Source organism: Microbacterium sp. RU33B (assembly GCF_900155915.1).
Lineage (GTDB): Bacteria > Actinomycetota > Actinomycetes > Actinomycetales > Microbacteriaceae > Microbacterium.
The window spans coordinates 636230-656383 of the sequence record NZ_FTPO01000002.1; the positions used below are offsets into that span (position 1 = coordinate 636230).

Here is a 20154-nt window from a genome sequence, read left to right on the forward strand (position 1 = left end):
TTGCCGTCAAGATGGACACCATGAGAACCGTTCCCCTCGGCACCACCGGCCTCGAAGTCCCCAACGTCGTCCTGGGCGTCATGCGCATCGGCGAATCGACCGACGACGAGGTGCGCACGCTCGTGCGCACGGCGCGCGACGCCGGCATCGACTTCTTCGACCACGCCGACGTGTACGGACCCGAGGTCCACGGCTGCGAGGAGCGCTTCGCGGAGGCGCTGCAGCTCTCCTCATCCGAGCGGGCCGAGATCACCCTGCAGACCAAGGCGGGCATCGTGCGCGAGGGTCCGTACTTCGACTTCTCGTACGAGCACATCATCGAGTCGGTCGAGGGGTCGCTGCGGGCCCTGCGCACCGACTACATCGACATCCTCCTGCTCCACCGTCCCGACGCCCTCGTGGAGCCCGAGGAGGTCGCACGCGCGTTCGACGAGCTCGAGGAGGCCGGCAAGGTGCGGGCGTTCGGCGTCTCGAACCACACGCCGCGCCAGATCGACCTGCTGCGCACCGCCGTGCGCCAGCCGATCGTCGCCAACCAGCTGCAGCTGTCGATCACGCATGCCCCGACCATCGCCCACGGCGTCGCATCGAACATGGTCGGCCTCGAGCAGTCGGTGACGCTCGACGGCGGCGGGATCGTCGACTACTGCCGCATCAACGACATCACGGTGCAGGCGTGGTCGCCGTTCCAGGCGGGCTTCTTCAACGGCGTGTTCCTCGACTCGCCCGATTACCCCGAGCTCAATGCGGTGATCGACCGGCTCGCGAAGGTCTACGACGTTCCGCCGATCGCGATCGCGACGGCCTGGATCACCCGCCACCCGGCAGGCATGCAGGTCGTGCTCGGCACCACGACGCCCGACCGGGTCACCGGCGCGGCGCAGGGATCCGACATCCCGCTCACGCGCGCCGAGTGGTACGAGCTCTTCCGCGCCGCAGGTCACCGGGTCCCCTGACCCGGATGGTCGACATCGAGCTGGCCGGCATCCCGGGCGGCACCGTGGCGCTGCACGACGCGCGGCGGGAGCGCCGGTGGAGCGTCGAGCTCGAGCCGTTCGAGATCGGCGTGTTCGCGGTCACGCAGGAGCAGCTCGCAGAGATCCTCGGGATCGCCGCGGTGCACCCGCGGCGCCCGGCGGTCGAGGTCAGCTGGCTGCGGGCCGTGCACTTCTGCAACGCCGCGTCGGAATGGGACGGGCTCGACTCCGCGTACTCCTTCGATGGCGAAGACGTCACGTGGCACGTCGACTCCGACGGATACCGTCTGCCGACCGAGGCGGAGTGGGAGCACGCGTGCCGCGCGGGCTCGACCGGTCCGCAGTACGGGCCGCTCGCCGATGTCGCCTGGACGAGCGCCGACGGCGTGACGGCACCGCAGAACGTCGGAGGCAAGCTGCCCAACCTCCACGGGCTCTTCGACACCCTCGGCAACGCGTGGGAGTGGTGCTGGGATCTGCTCGATCCGGCGCGGTACGACGACTACCGCGTGTTCCGCGGGGGCGGCTTCGCCGACGACGCGTGGAGCGTGCGGGCGTCGGTGCGCCGAGGCGGAGCGCCCCGCATGCACCACGACGACGTCGGCTTCCGGGTGGCGCGCGGGGGCTTCGACGGCCGGGATGCCGCGCAGGGCTGGTCGGCGAAGGTCGACCGCGATCGCGCCCTCGACGACGGGCCGCTGCCGCCGGGGTGGACCCCGCGCCGCTGAGCCCGCCGTCCAGGAAGCGCGGGCACCCTGCCGACTAGAATCGAAGCCGGCCGCGCTCGCGGCATCCAGCGGAATCCCGCCGAACACCCACCCGACCATTGGAGCCACCGTGGCCGAGCAGTCCCGCCTCGACAAAGTCATCGCCCTCGCCCGCCACCGCGGGTTCGTCTTCCAGGCGGGTGAGATCTACGGCGGATCCCGGTCGGCGTGGGACTACGGCCCCCTCGGCACCGAGCTCAAGGAGAACATCCGCCGGCAGTGGTGGCAGGCGTTCGTGCGCGGTCGCGGCGACATGGTGGGCCTGGACTCCTCGGTCATCCTGCCCAAGCGCGTCTGGGAGGCATCCGGTCACGTCGCCACGTTCACCGACCCGCTGGTGGAGTGCCTGAGCTGCCACAAGCGCTTCCGCGCCGACAACCTCATCGAGGACTTCGAGGCGCGCAAGGGCCGCCCGGCCGAGAACGGCCTCGCCGACATCCCGTGCCCCAACTGCGGCACGAAGGGCCAGTACACCGAGCCGAAGGCCTTCTCGGGCCTCGTGAAGACCTACCTCGGCGTCGTCGACGACGAGTCGGGCCTGCACTACCTCCGCCCCGAGACGGCGCAGGGCATCTTCGTGAACTTCTCCAACGTGCTCACGGCCAGCCGCAAGAAGCCGCCGTTCGGCGTCGGGCAGGTCGGCAAGGCGTTCCGCAACGAGATCACGCCCGGCAACTTCATCTTCCGCACGCGCGAGTTCGAGCAGATGGAGATCGAGTTCTTCACCCCGCCCGCCGAGGCGCAGGAGTGGTTCGAGCACTGGGTGGAGGCGTGCTGGGACTGGTTCATCGACCTCGGCATCGACCCCGAGAACCTCCGCCGCTTCGACGTGCCGAAGGAGGATCGCGCGCACTACTCGGCCGGCACGATCGACGTCGAGTACAAGTTCGGCTTCCCGGGCAAGGTGTGGGGCGAGCTGATGGGTGTGGCCAACCGCACCGACTACGACCTCACGAGCCACTCCGAGGCATCCGGTCAGAGCCTCACGTTCTTCGATCAGGCGTCGGGTGAGAAGTACGTCCCGTACGTGATCGAGCCGTCGTTCGGTCTGACGCGCGCCATGATGGCGTTCCTCGTCGACGCCTACCGCGAGGAGGAGGCCCCCAACGCGAAGGGCGGCACCGACACGCGCACGGTGCTGAAGCTCGACCCCCGCCTCGCGCCGGTCAAGGTCGCGGTGCTCCCGCTGTCGCGCAACGAGAAGCTGTCGCCCGTCGCCCGAGAGGTGGCCGACGGCCTCCGCGCGCACGGCTGGAACACCGACTTCGACGACGCCGGCGCGATCGGCCGCCGCTACCGCCGTCAAGACGAGATCGGCACGCCGTACTGCGTCACGATCGACTTCGACACGCTCGAGGACCAGGCGGCCACGGTGCGCGACCGCGACACCATGACGCAGGAGCGGGTGCCGCTCGAGGGCCTCGGCGCGTACTTCGCGGAGCGCCTGCGCGGAGCGTAGCGCCCGACCCGCGCGAATCCGGATGCCTCGGCCCTCAGTGGGCCGGGGCATCCGCCGTCTGCGGGTGCGGGGTGCCCGTCGAGGCGCCCGCACCGCAGGAAGACCGGAGGACCCGTGCGAACACGGGCCCTCCGGCTGTGCACCGGGAGTGACCCCGATGCGGACGGACGCGACCTGACCCTGGGGATCTATGCCGGGCCGCGTCCGGGTCTATGCGCGCCGGCGTGAGCGCCGCACGGCGCCGAGTGCGACGGCACCGGCGAGCAGGAGGCCTGCTCCGGCGAACGCGAACGGCAGGATCGGGCCGGAGCCCGTCGCCGCGAGCGGGTTCGGGGTGCCGTCCGAGAGCGGCAGCGGTCCGGGCGGTGCGACGGGCGGGTCGGTCGGCTCGACGGGAGGATCGGTCGGCTCGACGGGCGGCGTGCGCACGAAGCGGTTGTCGATCGTCAGCGTCGAGACGGTGTCGGTGGCGATCGTCACGGATGCCGGCGACAGGTCGTACCCGTCCCACGCGTAGCTCGCGTCGGTGAAGTCACCCGCAGTGGGCGACTCGTCTTCGCCGGTGATCTCGCACTCGGCCCGCGCCGGGATGCCCGTGATCGTCACGGGAGTCGCGATCGTGAGATCGCGCGTGCCGGATGCCGCGGGGATGCCGTCGAGCGTGCAGACGAAGTCGACGGCGAACACGCGGGCGTCGCCGCCGGTGTATCCGTCGGCCGGCGTTCCGTCGCGCGGGGTGACGGTCTTGGCGAGCGTGAGCGATCCGGTCGGGTCGACGGGCACCGTCGTGTCGGTGTTCGTATAGGTGCACGTGATCGGCGCGGCGTCCGCTGAGGCGGCGGTGAGGTCGCCGGTCAGCGTGATCTGCGCCCCGGCCACCTGGGCGGGCACGACAGCACCGGTGCCGTCGACGCACGCGACGCTCGTGAACGCCCACGGCGCGGCGGGGGTGCTCTCCGCGATCGTCACGGTCTCACCCACGACGAAGTCCGCCGTCGCGGTCGACGCCTGGCCCGCCGCTCCCAGCGCCGTCGGCGTCAGCGAGAAGCCGATGGCCCAGGGCGATCCGGCCAGGTCGCTGGTCGAGGTGAAGGAGAACGCCGGGATGCCGGCGGTCTGCGCCTGCGCGGCTTCGGCGATCTTGACCACCGTGAGCGTGCGCACCTGACGGATCGACGCGTAGAGGCAGCCGTAGGTCGAGGTCTGCTCGACCGTGAGGAACTCGCCGAGAGCCGAGCCCGGGTCGGCGAGGCTCGCGGCGCACGTGCCGTCGGCCTGCGGGGCTGTGAAGCCCGACACGACGAGGGTGTAGCGGTTGCCGTCCGAACCGACGAACGACTGGTCGCCGATCGTCCCGGTGAACTGCAGCACGTCGTCGTTGGCCGGGTTCGAGGCCGGCGACTGCGTGTTGGACGTCTCGTGCAGCGTCCACGGGTAGCTCAGGTCGAGGCCCAGGAAGCGCACCTCCAGCACACCCGACGACCACGCGTGCGACAGCGTCTGGACGACGTTGTTGCGATGCACCATCCGACCGAGGTTGAACGGCGTGCCGATCTCGATCGACGAGACCGACGCAGGCCCGAAGCCGACCGCGCTCTGCGTCGAGAGGTTGAGGTCGGGGCCGCCGCAGCGGCGGCCGCTGTCACCGTGGGCGGTGTAGGCGATCGAGTCGAACGCGACCCAACCGGTCGCACCGTCGCTCCACCCGGCTGCCTGCGTCCCGGGGGTCCCACCCGGGTTGGCGATGGGCCCGGTCGTGGTCGACTGCGGCGCTGATCCGTAGCGGATGCAGTCGCCGAGGTCGGGCACGGCCACGCCGGCGTCCGTCCCCACGTGCGAGAGCACGCGTGCCTGCACGTCGGCGTCGGGCGGCACCGGCAGCGTGGCTGCGGCAGCGCTCGCCGGCGGTGTCAGCGCGAAGGCGCCGACGCTCGCGATGAGCAGCGCCGCGGCGGATGCGGCGAACCGCGTCCCCTTCCGGTCCCCAGACCGTGCTCGTCTTGTTTTCTGCGCGCGCGGACGCGCGTCGAATCCCCACATGAAAATCCCCCAGAGACACCTGCGTGCAGGTGCCTGATCTCCCGGTGCGCGCCCCAGATCGCACACCGCTTACAGGTGAGACGACGAATGCGGTGATCCATTACGCGGAATCCCGAGAAAATCTCCTCTCCGTCGTCCGCCGCCGTTCGGAGGGGCGCCCCCGGACGCACGAATGCCCCGACCCGCGAGGGTCGGGGCATCCGGTGCGGTGCGATCAGGCGTCGGCGCCGGCCGCCGCCTTCGGGGCCGAAGGAGCCGCGGCGGGCATGGCCGCCGCGCCCTGCTGTCCGGCGAAGCCCGCCAGGAGTGCGCCGAGGTCGAGGCCGGTGAGCGACTTGACCACTTCGGTGCCTTCGCCGAGGACCTTGCCGACGGTCTTCGTGACGGCCGACGCGCCGTCGGTCGAGATGACCGTGAGGTTGTCGATCGCGGAGATGGGTTCGGCAGCGGCCCGCACGATCTCGGGCAGACGCGAGATGATCTCCTGCGCCAGTGCGGCCTCGCCGTACTTCTTCAGCGCTTCGGCCTTCGCGTCGGTCGCGGTGGCATCGGCCAGACCCTGAGCCTGCACGGCGGCCGCGCGGGCCTCGCCGTCGGCGCGGATACCGGCGGCGAGAGCCACCTGGCGGTCACGATCGGCCTCGCCCGAGAGCCGCACCGCGGTGGCGGCGGCCTCGGCATCCTGGACCGCGGCGACCTTGTTGGCCTCTGCGATCTTGGTGCGCTTGAAGGCGTCGGCCTCGGTCGCCGCGTTCGCCGCATCGCGCAGCGCCGTCGCGCGCTGCACCTCGGCGTAGGCCTGTGCTTCGGCGGGCTTGCGCACATCGATGTCGAGGCGCTCCTGCGTCACGAGCGCCTGCTCGCTCAGGGCGTCGCGCTCGAGGAGGGCGACCGACTTGTCCTGCTCGGCCTTCGCGAGCTGGCCGGATGCCTCGGCCTCGGCGTTCGCGCGGTCGGTCTCGGCCTTGATGGCGGCCTGCTTGAGCGACAGCGCCTTCTGGCGTTCGGCGATCTGCTCGGACGCCTCGATGCGGGCGAACTCCGAGGCGCGGGCGGCCTCGGCCTCGCTGATCTCAGCGACCTGGCGGGCGCGGGCCGCCTCGGCGCGACCGAGGTTGGCCAGGTAGTCGCTGCCCGGGGTGGAGATGTCGCTGATGTTGAGGAGGTCGACCTGCAGGCCCTGTTCGACGAGGTCGGCCTTGGTCTCGGCGACGACGCGGTCGGAGAGGCTCTTGCGATCGGAGATGATCTGCTCGATCGTCATGTCGCCGACGATGGAGCGGAGCGATCCTTCCAGCGACTCGCGGATGATGTCGGTGAGGGCCTCCTGCTGCGACAGGAAGCGCTGGGCGGCACGGCGCACGCCCTCCTCGGTGCCGGAGACCTTGAAGTTGATCGACGCCTTGATGGCGATCTTGATGCGGTTCTTGTCGACGCCTTCGACCGTGATCGCGATCTGACGCTGCTCGAGCGAGATCGGGAACCCCTGCTGCAGGATCGGCCACACGAACGTGCGCCCGCCGATGATGACGCGCTGGGTTCCGGTGTCGCCCGGGGCGGGCTTCCCGGCGCCGCGGCCGACGATCACGAGCGCCTGGTTGGGGGGCACGCGCCGGATGCGGCGTGCGATGAACGCGAGAAGCGCGAGCAGCGCGACGACGAGGGCGATGACCGAGATCACCTGGATGAGGAGCGGATCGAGCATGGGGTCCTTTCGATGACGGAAGGGGACGGATGCCTCTCGGCGAAGGACTAGTCGGCGACGACCTTGACGCGCGTGCCGGAGTGCTCGACGACGCGGATGCGCAGGCCCTCCTCGATCGGCTCGTCGGAGTACGCGAGACGGCGCTCGATCTCGCCGGGGCCGTCGAGGCTGACCTCGCCGCCGGCGGGCGAGATGGGCGACGTGGAGACGCCCGTCAGGCCGACCGCGTTCACGGGCACGCCGTCGGAGCTGCTGGTCAGCCGCTTCACGACGAGCAGAGCGAGCAGGTAGGCGGCGACCGCGAAGACGCCGGCGAAGACATAGGCCCAGGTGGTGTCGAGTCCGCTCTGCGACGTGAGCACGCCCGCGGCGCCGAAGACGACGGCCGCGATGCCGAGGGCGGTTCCCGAGATCGCGCCCTCTCCGATCTCGAAGTGGTCGAAGATGTCGCCCACGAGCAGGGAGATGAGGAGCACGGCGAGTCCGACTCCGCCGACGATGAGGAAGGGCAGCATGGGATTCCTCCTGTCGACGGCGACGTGCCGCGCGTTCTCGGACGCGTCTCCAGCCTATGGGGTCGCTCGGGCGGCTCCCGGCTGTCCACACGTCGCGCGGCGGGGCTACTCCGCGACGGTGATGACCGCGTTCTCGTCGCCCCCGGCGAGCGTCCACGCGAGCGAGTCCACGAGGATCTCGCGCAGCACGTCGAGATCGACCTTCGACAGGTCTTTGATGTAGATGCACGAGACGCTGGAGGTGTGCGGCCCGAGGCGGTCGAGCTGCGCGGTGTGCTTCTGGGCACTGTCGACGTAGACCGTCATGGCGGCCTTGCGTGGGGCGAACGCGAGGAGCGGCATGTCGCCTTCGGTGCCGGTGGGGTATCGGTAGTGGCACGACCCGAATCCGATGATGCCGCCCCACATCGCCGCCTCGTGCCCGGACACCTCGGAGAAGAGCCCCAGCAGCACCTCGGCGTCCTCGCGACGGCGCGCAGGCGCCACTCCGGCGACGAACTCCAGGACGCTCCCGCCCGTGGGTTCCATCACTTCTCCTTCGCGGCGGCCTTCGCCGCCTGCTTGAACGCCCGCACCTTCGTGAGCGACTCGGGTGAGACGATGTCGGCGACGCTGCGGAACGACCCCTCGTCGCCGTACGCACCCGCCGCCTCGCGCCAGCCGGCGCCGTCGTAGCCGTACTGCTTGCCGAGCAGGGCGAGGAAGATGCGTGCCTTCTGGTCTCCGAAGCCGGGGAGGGCCTTGAGGCGCTTCAGCACGGTCGGCCCGTCGGCGTCGGTCCAGATCGCCGCCGCATCCCCGCCCCACTCCTGCTCGATCGCGGTGCACAGCGACTGGACCCGCCCGGCCATCGATCCCGGGAAGCGGTGCACGGCCGGCGTCGTCTTGAACACCTCGGCGAACGCCTCGGGGTCGTAGCCGGCGATCGTCGCGGCATCCAGCGATCCGATCCGATCCCGGATCTTCAGCGGGCCGGCGAACGCGGTCTCCATCGGAACCTGCTGGTCAAGCAGCATCCCCACCAGGAGGGCAAGCGGGTTCGTCGAGAGCAGTTCGTCGGCGGCCGGATCGTCGGTGATGTGCAGGCTCATGAGTTCTCCTCGTTCTGGTGGACGGATGGTTCCGCGCTGAAGCGCGCCGGACGGTCCTTCTGCGCCCGACTCCGATTGCGGGCGAGCGGTCGGAGGCTGCCCTCGAAGTAGGCGATCGCCGCGAGAGCGGCCACGTGCCGGTGAAGTATCCGCTGCCCGACGACGGGAAGCGGATACCTCGGGTCTTCGTAGACTGCCTCGATTCGTTGGATGGCATCGTGGTCGTCTGCAGTCATCGTGAGGGCATGTTCGGCGAGTTCGTCTTCACCGCAGTCCCAGAGACATGCGGCGATCAATGTCACCGATGTGCTCACGCGGAAGTTCGGGCGACCTTTCATCGCTTCACGGACGTCCTTGTCCCAGCGAGAAGTCCGTGATGTCCACACGGTCAACGCACCTGCTGGTCGAGCAGCATGCCGATCAGCAGGGCGAGCGGGTCGTCGGTGAGGAGTGCGTCGGCGGCGGCGTCGTCCGTGATGTGGAGCGTCATGCGGCAAGTCTCGCACCGCCGCCCGGCGGCACGCCAGGCGGCGGGTGGGAGGATGGAGACATGACGGATGCCTCCACCGCCGCGCTCGCCGACGCCGCTCAGTCGCGCCATGTCGTGGTGGTGGGCGGCGGTGTCGCGGGGCTGGTCGCGGCGCTCGAATGCGCGAGCGTCGGGATGCACGTGACGGTGCTCGAGGAGCGGGACCGCGTCGGCGGGGTCGTCGGCTCGGTCGAGGTCGGGGGCGTGGTCCTCGATGCCGCCGTCGAGGGATTCTCGTCGCGCGGCGGGCGCGTGCGCGCGCTGGCCGAGCAGCTCGGCCTCGATGTCGTCACCTCGGCCCCGCTGGCGCCGTGGATCGCCGGGCTTCCGAAGGGGCCGGTGCCGCTTCCGCCCGGCACGCTGCTCGGGGTCCCCGGCAATCCGTGGGACGTCGCCGTCCGTCGCGTCATCGGGTGGGGCGGCACATGGCGGGCGTACCTCGATCGACTGCGCCCTCCGCTCACGATCGGCCGCGAGCGCAGCTTCGGCCGCCTCGTGCGATCGCGCATGGGTGAGAAGGTGCTCCAGCGGCTCGTCGCGCCGATGAGTCTCGGCACGTTCGGCATCCATCCCGACGACGTCGACGTCGAGATCGCCGCGTCCGGCCTGTCGACCGCGCTCACCCGCACCGGCTCGCTCGCCGGGGCCGTGCTGCAGCTGCGCGGTGACGAGACCCGTCAGCATTTCCTCCAGTCGGTGGACGGCGGAGTGGCGCGCCTCGTCGACGCCCTGCACGACAGGCTCGTCGAGCTCGGCGCCGACGTGCGCACGGGCACGCGGGTCGTCGCCCTCGAGGGGCGCGAGGACGGACGCTGGGATGTCGGCTTCGCCGCTGTGGGTTCGCCCGACCCGTCGTCGATCGATGAGGCGTCGCTCGCCTCCGCCGGACCGGCCCGCGAGGGCGTCGCCACCGCCGACGCGGTCATCGTGGCGGCTCCCGAGGCCGAGGCGCGCACGCTTCTCGCGACCCATGTCGCCGCCCTCGACGCCGAGGTGTCGCGTCCGGCGGTCAGCGAGGTCGTGACCCTCGTGGTCGACGCGCCCGCGCTCGACGCGGTCTCCCACGGCGACGCGGCCTTCGCGGTGCCGGGCACCCACCGGGCCACCGGCCTCGTCGTCTCCTCGACGCGCTGGCCCGTGCTCGCGGCGCGGCTCCCGGCCGGCCACCACGTGCTGCGCGTGTCGTTCGGGACCCAGCTCGACCCCCCGGCCACGGAGGGCCTCGACGAGGCATCCGCCGTCGAACTCGCCCGCGCCGAGGCCGAGACGATGCTCGGAGCCTCCCTGCGGGTGCTCGACGGTCGCCGCGACCGCTGGGCGGCGGCCGTGCCCGCGTCGACGATCGGGCACCGGGATGCCGCGCAGGCTGCCCGTGCCGCCGTCAGCGCCGTGCCCGGGCTCGCGGTGGCCGGCGCATGGATCGCAGGCTCGGGTCTCGCGCAGGTCGTCCCCGACGCGATCGCCGAAGCGGACCGCGTGCGTCGCGCACTTCTGTGGGGCGGGCGCCGCATCGCGGAGTGACACCGGGTACGGCATCCTACCCACGGTGTTCCCCCGCGTGAAGGGGCGGATGCCTGATCGGGAATACGGGACTACCCTGGGGGCAGACCATCAGCTCCACCGAGCGTCAGGAGACCCTATGAAGGGCAAAGCAGGAATCGTCGTGGGCCTCGCCGTGGGCTATGTGCTCGGCAGCCGCGCCGGTCGCGAGCGCTACGAGCAGATCAAGACGCAGTGGCTCAAGGTGTGGAACACCCCGCCCGTGCAGAAGCAGCTCGACAACGCCAAGGAGCTCGCCAAGACCGCTGCGCTGGCGCTGCCCAGTACCGTGTGGGACGGCGCCGTCAAGGTCGTGAAGGCTGCGACGTCGTCGAAGGGCACGCCCGGTCAGAAGCTGGACGCCGCGATCAAGACGGCCGACAAGTCCGCCGACGACGTGAGCGCCGCGGCCAAGAAGGCCGGCGCCGCCGCGAAGAAGAGCGGAGAGGCGGTCAAGGATGCCGCGGCCGAGGCCGTCGACGGCGTCCAGAAGGCTGCCCGCGACGCAGACGGAGCCTGACGTGTCGACTCCCCGTGGCTTCAAGGACCGCGCAGACGACAGTCTGTTCACGCTCGTCGGCGATGTGCCCGAGCTCGTCCGCAATCTCGTGGTCGCCGAGGTCGACGCCGGCAAGGCGTGGGTCAAGCGCACGGGCAAGGATGCCGGCATCGGCAGCGTGTGGATCATCGCTGCGCTGTTCTTCCTCTTCTGGGCAATCGCTGCGCTCCTCGCGTTCGCGGTGATCGGCTTCGCGTCGTGGATGCCCCTGTGGGGCGCAGCGCTCCTCGTGTTCGGCATCATCATCGTCACGACGATCCTGCTCGCGCTCATCGGCGTGATGCGGTTCCGTCGCATCACGAAGACCACGAATCCGGCGCAGTCCATCGCGACCGACGTGAAGGAGATCCGCAATGAGTTCTAACCTCCCCGTCCCGCGCACCGCCGTGCCGCTCGGCATCACCGATCCCGTCGAGAAGGCGCGCGCCGAACTCAAGGCGGCTCTGGCCGCGATCGAGGTCAAGGCCAACGTCCCGCGTCGGGTCGGTCAGGCGACCGACGCGAAGGTGGCCGAGGCGCGTGCCTTCACCCGCCGCAATCCGACGGCAGCGACCGCGATCGTGATCGCCGGCGCCGCCGCCGTCGGCGGCATCGTCTGGGCTCTGGTGAGGGCCTACGCACGCTGACCTGAAGCCCCGGCATCCGCCCACCCCCTCCGACAGGGGTGCGGGGCGGTGCGCGGGGTATGGTGGATCCCGGCAGTGCAATGGAGCGGATGCTGCCGACAGGCGCGAATCCCCCCGAATGAGGTTCGCCCCCGCGTCGGCTGCTCTACGAGGGGCGGCCGCCGAAGTACCACGAGAGCGCACCCCATGAACGCAGCAGCAGGGCAGTCGCCCGCCAAGCCCCTGGCGGGCTGGCGCGTGCTCGTCCCCCGCGGTGGTCCGTGGGGCGACGGCGTCGCGGGATCGCTGCGGCGCCAGGGCGCCACGCCGGTGATCGCGCCCCTGATCAACTTCGCGCCGACGAACGACGAGGAGTCGCTGAATGCGGCGCTCGCCGATCTGGCCGCCGGCGCCTTCGACTGGCTCACGGTCACGAGTGCGACGACGGTCGACGTGCTCTACGCCTACCGGGCCGTCATCCCCGCCTCCACGAAGGTGGCGGCGGTGGGTGAGACGACGGCGGCGGCGCTCCTCGCGGTCGGCTACCGCGTCGATCTCGTGCCCGACCAGGACAACTCCGCGGCGGGCATGGCGGAGCAGATGATCGGCCTCGAGCCCGAGCCGCGCGACGTCCTGACCCTTCGCAGCGAGATCGCCAAGCCCGTGCTGACCCGCATGCTCGCCGAGGCCGGGCACCGCGTGCGCAGCGTCGTCGCGTACCGCACGGTGGGCGTTCCCGTGACCGACCGCATCGCCGCCGATGTGCGCTCCGGGAGGATCAACGCGATCCTCGTGACGAGCGGCTCGGTGGCCGAGCAGGTGTCGGCGCAGTTCCCCGACGTCCCCGAGACCACCGTCATCGCCGCCATCGGCCCGCGTACGGCCAAGGACGCCAAGCGCGCCGGCCTCTCGGTCGACGTCGTCGCCGAGGCTCAGACGGTGGAGGCGCTCATCGACGCCGTCGGCCGCTTCGCCCTCCCGCACGCCATCGACGAGTTCGCCGCCACGACCGGCCCCATCCCTCACGTCGAGCAGTAGCGTGGCCCTCCCCGGCGCAGGACCGCGCGTCGTCGTGCTCGCGGGCGGCGTCGGCGGGGCGAAGTTCACCCTCGGGGTCCGTGAGGCCCTCGCGCGACGCGGGGCCCCCGAGGCGACCGTCGTGGTGAACACCGGCGACGACCTCTGGCTCTCGGGCGTGCGGCTGCAGCCCGACATCGACTCCATCCTCTACGCGCTCGCGGGGCAGAACGACACGCAGCGCGGGTGGGGGCGCGCCGGTGACACCGAGCGCGTCAACGAAGAGCTGCAGGCGTGGGGGGCGGGGTGGCCGTGGTTCACGCTCGGCGACCTCGATCTCGGCACGCATCTCGCCCGCACGGGCTGGCTGCGCGAGGGGCTCACGGTGTCCGATGTGGTCGAGCGACTCTCGCGGAGGTGGCCCCTCGGCGTCCGGCTCCTCCCGATGACGGATGCCGAGGCCGACACGTACGTCGTGCTGGAGGACGGGTCGCGCCTGCACTTCCAGGAGTGGTGGACGCGTCACCGCGCCGCACTCACCCCGCTGCGCTTCGAGAACCCCGGTCTCGTCTCGGCCGCTCCCGCGCCCGGCGTCGTCGAGGCGATCGCCTCCGCAGACGTCGTGCTGTTCGCGCCGTCGAACCCCGTGGTCTCCCTCGGCCCGATCCTCGCCGTCCCCGGCATGCGCGAGGCCCTGCTCGCGACGGCCGCTCCCGTGATCGGCGTCTCGGGCATCATCGGCGGTCGAGTCGTGCGGGGGATGGCCGACGTGTGCCTCACCGCGATCGGCGTCGAGACGTCGGCATCCGGTGTCGCGTCGCACTACGGTGCACGGTCCGGCGACGGGCTGCTCGATGCGTGGCTCCTCGCGGAGGAGGATGCGGGCCTGGCCGACGTGGTCGCCGCGGCCGGCATCCGGCCCGAAGTGACGGCGCTGTGGATGACGGATGCCTCGGCCTCGGCATCCATCGTCGACACCGCGCTCCGCGTCGCCGGCCTCTGAGATGGTCGATCTCGGGTGGGTCGCGTGGGTGCTGCTGGCCGCTGCCGCCCTCGTGATCGGGCTGTCGAAGACGGCCGTCCCGGGAGCGGGCACGATCGCCGTCGCGATCTTCGCCGCCGTGCTGCCCGCGAAGCAGTCGACCGGAACGATCCTGCTTCTGCTCATCGTGGCCGACCTCTTCGCCGTGACGCTGTACCGCCGCCATGCCAACTGGCGGGCCCTCGTGCGGCTGGTCCCGGCGGTCATCGCGGGCGTGCTGCTCGGAGTCGTCTTCCTCGCGTTCACGGACGACTGGTGGGTGAAGCGCGTCATCGGCGTCATCCTCCTCGCCGTCATCGTCATCACCCTCGTGCGGCGACGGATGCAGGCGGTCGAGCAGGCGGGCCCGAACAGGGTCGCCGCGGCCGCCTACGGCACCCTCGGCGGCTTCACCACCATGGTCGCGAACGCCGCCGGACCCGTGATGTCGATGTACTTCTTCGCTGCGAGGTTCCCGGTGAAGGAGTTCCTCGGCACGGCGGCGTGGTTCTTCTTCCTCGTGAATCTCGCGAAGGTGCCGTTCTCGATCGGTCTCGGCCTCATCACCGTGCCGGGGCTCGTCATCGATCTCGTGCTCGTACGCTCGTGATCGTCGGTGCGCTCGCCGGGCGCTGGATCGCCGGCCGGCTGAATCAGAAGCTGTTCGAGCAGCTGGTCGTCGTGTTCACGGTGGTGGGGGCGGTGTACCTGCTCGTGTCCTAGCGGTCCGGATCTCCCTCGGGAGGCGGAGGTGCCACGAGCAGTGCGCGGCTAGCGTCGGATCCATGAGCGATCGTGTCGAACAGGAGAGTGCCGCCCGCGAGGAGGAGCGACGTCTGCGCGTCGGACTGCAGTGGCTCGTCGGGCTGGCGGTGACCGCCGTCATGGCGCTGACGGCCTGGGCGATCCTGTCGGCGGCGAACGGATCCGCGGCGGGAATGGTGGCAGCGAGTTCGGGTTCGATCGCCGTGGTGCTGGCGGCGACCACCGGTTATCTCGCCATCACGAGGCAGCTGCGGGAGCTCGACGCGCCGGCGGGTGTCGAGGAGCAGGGCTAGATGTGCGCGCATCTCCGTCTGGCGGCGGAGGCGGAGCGCCTCCCCGTGCGCGCAGGATGAGACGCATGACCAACGCGATCTTCAGCCCGGGCACGTACGTCATCACGACGCGAGGGCACGGCATCGTCATCGACGTGCGGGCGACTCCGTCCGGCACATTCGTCATCGGTGTCGAGGACGACGCCGGCGAGGTGGGCTACTTCACGGAGAAGGCGCTTCGGCCCGCCTCGGGCGATTCGTGAGATCCGCGTCCGACTGACCATCGGGAGAACCTGTGTTCTCGATCAGGTGCAGCTGCGTTCCGTCCAGGTCGACCAGGAATCCCGCGCGCTGTCCCCAGGGCTGCGTCCGGACAGGATGTCGCCGCGGAAACCCGACGGACGCCTCGCCGATGCCGGCCTCCGCGACCGTCCGGTACAGCTCGTCGACGTCGTCGACGCGGATGCTGCACATGAAGGAGCTCTCCTCGGGCACGAGCTCTTCGTAGGGGAAGAACTCGAGCTCGAGCGCGCCGCGGCGGAGGATGAGCCACGCGTGCTCTCGGTGCACCGGCTCGAAGCCGAATCGGCCGTAGAAAGCGATCGTGGCGTCGAAGTCCCGGGACGGGAGGTTCGGGACCGCGCGATCGGTCACGTCGGCACCCGGGTGCGGAGGAGCGCGGCCGCGTGCGCGCCGAGACCCAGCTCGGCGGCGGCGGTCAGCTGGTCGGCGGTGTCGACGTCGCGGCGGAGGGTCGAAGAATCCGGTACGTCCGACGGCCGACAGCCCAGGGCGACGTGCCGGGCGAACGAGTCCGGGCCGAAGGCCGACGTCCACGTCGCCCCCGCGGCGGCGGTGACCAGCGTCGATCCCGTCCCCTCGGCATCCGCGACGACCGTTCGCTCGTGCGACGACGCGAGCCGCAGCGCGGCACCCAGGTCGCCGGGCCGCAGTGCCGGCAGATCGCCGAGCAGCGCGGCGCGGGGCACGCCATCGCCCGCACGGTCCATGCCGATCGCGATCGCGGCGTCGAGGCCGCCCGCGGCGCCCTCCGCGCACACCTCGACCCGCGCGCTCGCAGCCGTCGCCGCCACCTCGAGGTCGTCGGTGACGACGAGGACGCGCGCGACCTCGTCGCAGGCCGCCGCCGCCGCGATCGTATCCAGAGCGACGGCGCGGGCGAGGTCTGCGCGATCCACGCCCGCCACCGCGAGCCGGGTCTTGCCGCGGTGGGCCTCTTTCACCGGGACGACGACGATCCACCCGACGCCCGGTGTCGCCGCCGTCACGCGGTGCTCCGGGTCGCGCCCACCGGCTGGGCGTCGCGTTCCGCGGAGGTCGTGTCGGGATCTTCCGGAGACGCGTCGCCCGGCTCCCCGTCGTCGCGGGATGCCGGATCGTGCGGCACGAGGAACTCCGAGCCGTCGGCACGGGCGAGGCGCTCGCGGAAGGCGACGACGGTCCCCGGCCAGAGCAGCGTGAGCCGGCCGGACCTCTCGTCGACGTACCAGTTGCGGCAGCCGCCGGTCAGCCAGGGTGTGGACGCGGCGGCTCGCGCGATCTCCTCGGTGTAGCCTGCTTCGGCGTCGGGACGGACCCGCAGCGGACGCCCCGGCCGGCGACGGGCGAGGGAGCGCACGACGTACTCGGCCTGTTCCTCGATCATCAGGATCGACGAGTTGTGGCCGAGGGAGGCGTTCGGCCCGTCGAGCACGAAGAGATTCGGGAATCCGGCCACGACGGTGGAGGCGAACGAGGTCATGCCGCCCGACCAGTGCTCGGCGAGCGTGCCCTCCTCGCCGCGCACCAGGTCTGCGTACGGCTGCTGCGACGAGGCGAACCCGGTCGCGAGCACGAGCACGTCGACCTCGTGGCGTGCGCCGCTCGCCGCGACGAGCGTCGATCCCTCGACCGAGGCGAGGGCGGATGCTTCGAGCGTGACCGCGTCGGAGGTCACGGCGGGGTAGAAGTCGTCCGACAGGAGCACGCGCTTGCAGCCGAACGCGTAGTCGGGGGTCAGCGCGGCGCGGAGCGCGGCATCGGGCACCTGGGCGGCCAGATGGGCCTCGGCGCGGCGACGGGCGACGGCCGCGGCATCCGGATCGCCCGACCGCGACGCGAATCGCGCCTCGCCTTCGTCGAAGAGCTCACTGCGGAGTCGTGCGAGCGCGTCCGGATCGGCGGCGAACGCCCGGCGCTCGGCGTCGGTGTAGTCGCGTGCCTCGCGGGGCACGATCCACGCCGGAGTGCGCTGGAGGAGCGTCACGTGGGCGCCGCGACGCACGAGCTCGGGCACGATCTGCACCGCCGAGGCTCCCGTGCCGACGACGCCGATGCGGGCGCCCGCCAGCTTCACCGAGTGGTCCCAGCGCGCGGAGTGGAACAGCGGTCCCGCGAATCCTTCCAGGCCCGGGATGTCGGGCACGGTCGGCTCGGTCAGGCGTCCGCACGCGAGCACGAGCGCCTGCGCCTCGAGGTCGCCGCGCGGCGTCCGGAGCCTCCAGCCGTCGCCGGTCCACTCGGCCCCCGTCAGCGCCGTCTCGAGCTCGACCGGAAGCGATTCCGAGGCCGCGATCCGTTCGAGGTAGGAGCGGATCTCGTCGCCGCGCGCGAACACGCCCGACCAGTCCGGGTGCGGATGCGAGGCGAAGCCGTAGAGATGGCTCGGCACATCGCACGCGATTCCGGGGTACGTGTTGTCGCGCCACGTGCCGCCGACGGATGATCCGCGCTCGAGGACGACGAAGTCGTCGTGCCCCGCCCGCCGGAGCGCGAGCGCCATGCCGATGCCGGCGAACCCGGCGCCGACGATCGCGACCTCGACGCGCCTCATCACACCACCGGCCCCGGCGCCGACTCCGGTCCCTGAGCCTGTCGAAGGGACGCATAGTCCGTCGTGCGGAGCCGGAACGGCCGGAACAGGGGAGCGACGAGGGCGGCGGCATCCGCCACCGGCAGTTCGAGGCCGAACTCGATGCCCGCCTCGGGCTTCACGCGTCCGTCGAGCAGGGTGCCGCCGAGGTCGTCGCCACCCGACCGCAGGAGCACGGCGGCGGCCGGCCGGCCGACGCGCGTCCACGGGATCTGGATGTGCGGGATCGAGCCGGACAGCAGCAGACGCGACACCGCGACCATCGCGCGGTGCTCGTCGAGGGCGGTCCGTCCGTCCACGAGCGGCACTCCGCCGGCAGGGCCGGGCAGGGGGATCGGCACGAACTCCGAGAAGCCCCGGGTGCCGTCCTGCAACGTCCGGAGCGTCCGCAGGTGTGCGATGCGCTCCGCCGCCGTCTCGACGTGTCCGTAGAACAGGACGGATGTCGAGCGGAACCCCGCACTGTGGGCGGCCGTCATCGCCTCGACCCAGGCATCGATCTCGAGATCGCCAGGCGCGACGAGGCGACGCACACGCTCGGTGAGCACCTTTACGCCGGTGCCCGGAACGGTGTCGACGCCGGCGTCGCGCATCGCTTCGAGGGCACCGTCGAGGCCGAGCCCGCCGCGGTCGGCGAGATCGCGCACGTCCTGCGGCCGGAAGGCGTGCAGGTGCAGATCGGGGGCCGCAGCCTTCACGGCCCGGGCGATGGCCAGGTAGCCGCCGGCATCCTCGCTCGCGGGGAGGAGGCCCTGCACGCAGAGCTCGGTCGCACCGAGGGCCACGGCATCCCGCGCGACGGCGGCGACGTCGTCGAGGTCGAACTCCTCCGCGCCGACAGGCTGCGAGCGCAGTCCCGACGAGGTGAGGTTGCGGTTCACGACGAGCGTCACGGCCTCGCCGACCGTGTAGCGGCGCACGTCGTCGGCGGTCGTTGTGAGAGCGTCGAGATCGGCCCCGGTGGCCTCGAGCAGCGACACCCATTCCGCGTCGTCGAGCGCCAGGGGGTCGGATGCCGCGGCCTCCGCGAGCCGGCGGATCGCTCCGCTCGCTCCCTGAGCGCGTCGGACGGCCGACGTGTCACGGGGTGCCGCGGGCGCCTCAGGGGTCGATGGCGTCGCGTCGACCCGGGCGAGGCCGTCAGGGCCGGCGAACACCGCCACGGCGGCGTGCAGGGACGGATCGATCCACTCGTCCGCCGCGACGACGTACTCGGGCTGCGCCGTGAGCCGCTCCCGCAGGTCGTAGCCGAGGGCCGCCGTCCGCGCGGCGAGGTCGTCGAGCTGAGGCCACGGTCGTTCGGGGTTCACGTGGTCGGCCGTCAGTGGCGAGACTCCGCCCCAATCGTCGGCGCCCGCCCGCACGAGGAGGTCGAACTCGGCGGGATCGGAGAGGTTCGGCGGCACCTGCACGCGCATGCGCGCGCCCAGCACGAGCCGCGCGACGGCGACCGCCGCGACGTACTCGAGAACGGAGGCATCCGGAGCCTTCTGCATCGCCGTCCGCGGCTTCGCGCGGAAGTTCTGCACGATGACCTCCTGCACGTGGCCGTGGCGCTCCTGGGCGTCGCGCAGCGCGATGAGCGACTCGGCACGGTCGCGCAGGGTCTCGCCGATGCCGACGAGGATGCCGGTGGTGAACGGGATGCGGGCCTCGCCGGCGTCGTCGATGACGCGCAGACGCAGATCGGGATCCTTGTCGGGCGAGCCGTAGTGCACCTGCCCGGGCTCTTCGAACAGGCGCCGCGACGTCGTCTCGAGCATCATGCCCATGGACGGCGCCGTGGGCCGCAGCATCCGGAGCTCGTCCGCCGACATGACCCCGGGGTTCAGGTGGGCCAGCATCCCGGTCTCGGCCGTGATGAGCCGCGCCATCGCGCCGACGTAGTCGAGAGTGGAGGAGTAGCCGTGCGCGTCGAGCCACGCACGGGCCTCGGGCCAGCGGTCCTCGGGCCGGTCGCCGAGTGTGAGGAGCGCTTCCTTGCAGCCCATCGCGGCACCCTGCCGGGCGACCGTGAGCACCTGCTCCGCCGACATGAACAACGGCTTTCGGAGCGTGGCGAGCTGGCCGGGGGTGTCGACGAAGATGCAGTAGTGGCAGCGGTCGCGGCACAGCGTCGTCAGCGGGATGAACACCTTGCGCGAGTACGTGATGACGCCGGGTCGACCGGATGCCGCGAGCCCGGCATCGCGCAGATCGCCCGCGAGCCGCAGCAGCTCGTCCATGGCCGCGCCCGATGCCGAGAGCAACGCTTCGGCGTCGTGCGCGTCGAGTCGGGCGCCGGCGGCGGCCTTCTCGAGGGCACCGGCCGTCGCCGGGGGCGCCGAGGGATCGAGCAGGGTCATCGCTCCAGTCTCCCACCGTGTCGGCGGAGGGCGGCGCCGGTGATTGTTGTCTGTCTGCAATCAAACCGGTCCATGG

General features: G+C 71.5%; 22 protein-coding genes and 1 pseudogene. 12 read left to right on the top strand and 11 right to left on the bottom strand.

Annotated elements, in window-relative coordinates:
* Positions 1–20: 20 nt before the first annotated feature.
* The 3 genes from B0B14_RS12610 (at position 21) to B0B14_RS12620 (ending at position 3203) form a co-directional block, all read left to right on the top strand.
* Entirely contained in the window at positions 21–956 is a 936-nt protein-coding gene (locus B0B14_RS12610) for an aldo/keto reductase (protein WP_076682752.1), read from the top strand.
* A 5-nt stretch (positions 957–961) separates the two neighbouring features.
* Complete coding sequence (locus B0B14_RS12615) at positions 962–1705, top strand: formylglycine-generating enzyme family protein (protein ID WP_076682298.1); 744 nt, start codon at positions 962–964, stop codon at positions 1703–1705.
* Positions 1706–1814: 109 nt separating this feature from the next.
* Complete coding sequence (locus B0B14_RS12620) at positions 1815–3203, top strand: glycine--tRNA ligase (RefSeq protein ID WP_076682300.1); 1389 nt, start codon at positions 1815–1817, stop codon at positions 3201–3203.
* Between the two features lie 210 nt (positions 3204–3413).
* Here the strand turns inward: B0B14_RS12620 and B0B14_RS12625 are convergent, their stop codons facing one another.
* The 7 genes and pseudogenes from B0B14_RS12625 to B0B14_RS16385 all read right to left on the bottom strand — a co-directional run.
* Entirely contained in the window at positions 3414–5243 is a 1830-nt protein-coding gene (locus B0B14_RS12625; RefSeq protein WP_076682302.1) for a choice-of-anchor K domain-containing protein, read from the bottom strand.
* 214 nt (positions 5244–5457) lie between these two features.
* The gene (locus tag B0B14_RS12630) at positions 5458–6948 is read right to left on the bottom strand and encodes a flotillin family protein (RefSeq protein ID WP_076682304.1); all 1491 of its coding nucleotides are present in this window, start codon (positions 6946–6948) and stop codon (positions 5458–5460) included.
* A gap of 47 nt (positions 6949–6995) precedes the next feature.
* Positions 6996–7463 carry an NfeD family protein gene (locus B0B14_RS12635; RefSeq protein ID WP_076682306.1) on the bottom strand — a complete coding sequence of 156 codons (468 nt, stop codon included), beginning with the start codon at positions 7461–7463 and terminating at the stop codon, positions 6996–6998.
* A gap of 105 nt (positions 7464–7568) precedes the next feature.
* Positions 7569–7991: a DUF1801 domain-containing protein gene (locus tag B0B14_RS12640; RefSeq protein WP_076682308.1), complete on the bottom strand. Its 423-nt coding sequence runs from the start codon at positions 7989–7991 to the stop codon at positions 7569–7571.
* Entirely contained in the window at positions 7991–8554 is a 564-nt protein-coding gene (locus B0B14_RS12645; RefSeq protein WP_076682310.1) for an HhH-GPD-type base excision DNA repair protein, read from the bottom strand. The genes B0B14_RS12640 and B0B14_RS12645 overlap by 1 nt, the downstream gene beginning before the upstream one ends.
* A complete protein-coding gene (locus tag B0B14_RS12650; protein WP_143733718.1) occupies positions 8551–8946 on the bottom strand; it encodes a hypothetical protein in 396 nt (131 codons plus the stop codon). Before B0B14_RS12650 ends, B0B14_RS12645 begins: the two co-directional genes overlap by 4 nt.
* A 2-nt stretch (positions 8947–8948) precedes the next feature.
* A pseudogene (locus tag B0B14_RS16385) lies at positions 8949–9044 on the bottom strand (Fe-S cluster assembly protein HesB); the annotation flags it as partial.
* A gap of 60 nt (positions 9045–9104) precedes the next feature.
* On the opposite strand from B0B14_RS16385, the gene hemG reads away from it, so the two are divergent.
* The 9 genes from hemG (at position 9105) to B0B14_RS16610 (ending at position 15124) form a co-directional block, all read left to right on the top strand.
* Positions 9105–10604, top strand: a complete 1500-nt coding sequence (gene hemG, locus B0B14_RS12655) for a protoporphyrinogen oxidase (protein WP_076682314.1) — start codon at positions 9105–9107, stop codon at positions 10602–10604.
* A 118-nt stretch (positions 10605–10722) separates the two neighbouring features.
* Positions 10723–11142: a hypothetical protein gene (locus tag B0B14_RS12660; RefSeq protein ID WP_076682316.1), complete on the top strand. Its 420-nt coding sequence runs from the start codon at positions 10723–10725 to the stop codon at positions 11140–11142.
* A gap of 1 nt (position 11143) precedes the next feature.
* Positions 11144–11545, top strand: coding sequence for a phage holin family protein (locus B0B14_RS12665; RefSeq protein WP_076682318.1), 402 nt, complete (start codon positions 11144–11146; stop codon positions 11543–11545).
* A complete protein-coding gene (locus B0B14_RS12670; protein ID WP_076682320.1) occupies positions 11535–11807 on the top strand; it encodes a hypothetical protein in 273 nt (90 codons plus the stop codon). The genes B0B14_RS12665 and B0B14_RS12670 overlap by 11 nt, the downstream gene beginning before the upstream one ends.
* A gap of 186 nt (positions 11808–11993) precedes the next feature.
* Positions 11994–12824 carry a uroporphyrinogen-III synthase gene (locus tag B0B14_RS12675; RefSeq protein WP_076682322.1) on the top strand — a complete coding sequence of 277 codons (831 nt, stop codon included), beginning with the start codon at positions 11994–11996 and terminating at the stop codon, positions 12822–12824.
* Between the two features lies 1 nt (position 12825).
* A complete protein-coding gene (gene cofD, locus B0B14_RS12680; RefSeq protein ID WP_143733719.1) occupies positions 12826–13806 on the top strand; it encodes a 2-phospho-L-lactate transferase in 981 nt (326 codons plus the stop codon).
* 1 nt (position 13807) lies between these two features.
* Positions 13808–14434 (top strand): sulfite exporter TauE/SafE family protein, encoded by a 627-nt coding sequence (locus tag B0B14_RS12685; protein ID WP_372236640.1) that lies wholly within the window; start codon positions 13808–13810, stop codon positions 14432–14434.
* A gap of 175 nt (positions 14435–14609) precedes the next feature.
* The gene (locus B0B14_RS12690; RefSeq protein ID WP_076682324.1) at positions 14610–14882 is read left to right on the top strand and encodes a hypothetical protein; all 273 of its coding nucleotides are present in this window, start codon (positions 14610–14612) and stop codon (positions 14880–14882) included.
* 65 nt (positions 14883–14947) lie between these two features.
* Positions 14948–15124 (top strand): hypothetical protein, encoded by a 177-nt coding sequence (locus B0B14_RS16610; RefSeq protein WP_179085319.1) that lies wholly within the window; start codon positions 14948–14950, stop codon positions 15122–15124.
* Here B0B14_RS16610 and B0B14_RS12695 read toward each other — a convergent pair.
* Genes B0B14_RS12695 through cofG form a run of 4 tightly spaced genes read right to left on the bottom strand, consistent with a single transcriptional unit; the run spans position 15084 to position 20078 of the window.
* Complete coding sequence (locus B0B14_RS12695; RefSeq protein WP_076682325.1) at positions 15084–15515, bottom strand: bleomycin resistance protein; 432 nt, start codon at positions 15513–15515, stop codon at positions 15084–15086. The genes B0B14_RS16610 and B0B14_RS12695 overlap by 41 nt on opposite strands.
* Entirely contained in the window at positions 15512–16150 is a 639-nt protein-coding gene (gene cofC, locus B0B14_RS12700; protein WP_076682327.1) for a 2-phospho-L-lactate guanylyltransferase, read from the bottom strand. The genes B0B14_RS12695 and cofC overlap by 4 nt, the downstream gene beginning before the upstream one ends.
* Positions 16147–17694 (bottom strand): flavin-containing monooxygenase, encoded by a 1548-nt coding sequence (locus B0B14_RS12705; protein ID WP_083710581.1) that lies wholly within the window; start codon positions 17692–17694, stop codon positions 16147–16149. The genes cofC and B0B14_RS12705 overlap by 4 nt, the downstream gene beginning before the upstream one ends.
* The gene (gene cofG, locus B0B14_RS12710; protein ID WP_076682329.1) at positions 17694–20078 is read right to left on the bottom strand and encodes a 7,8-didemethyl-8-hydroxy-5-deazariboflavin synthase CofG; all 2385 of its coding nucleotides are present in this window, start codon (positions 20076–20078) and stop codon (positions 17694–17696) included. Before cofG ends, B0B14_RS12705 begins: the two co-directional genes overlap by 1 nt.
* Positions 20079–20154: the final 76 nt, after the last annotated feature.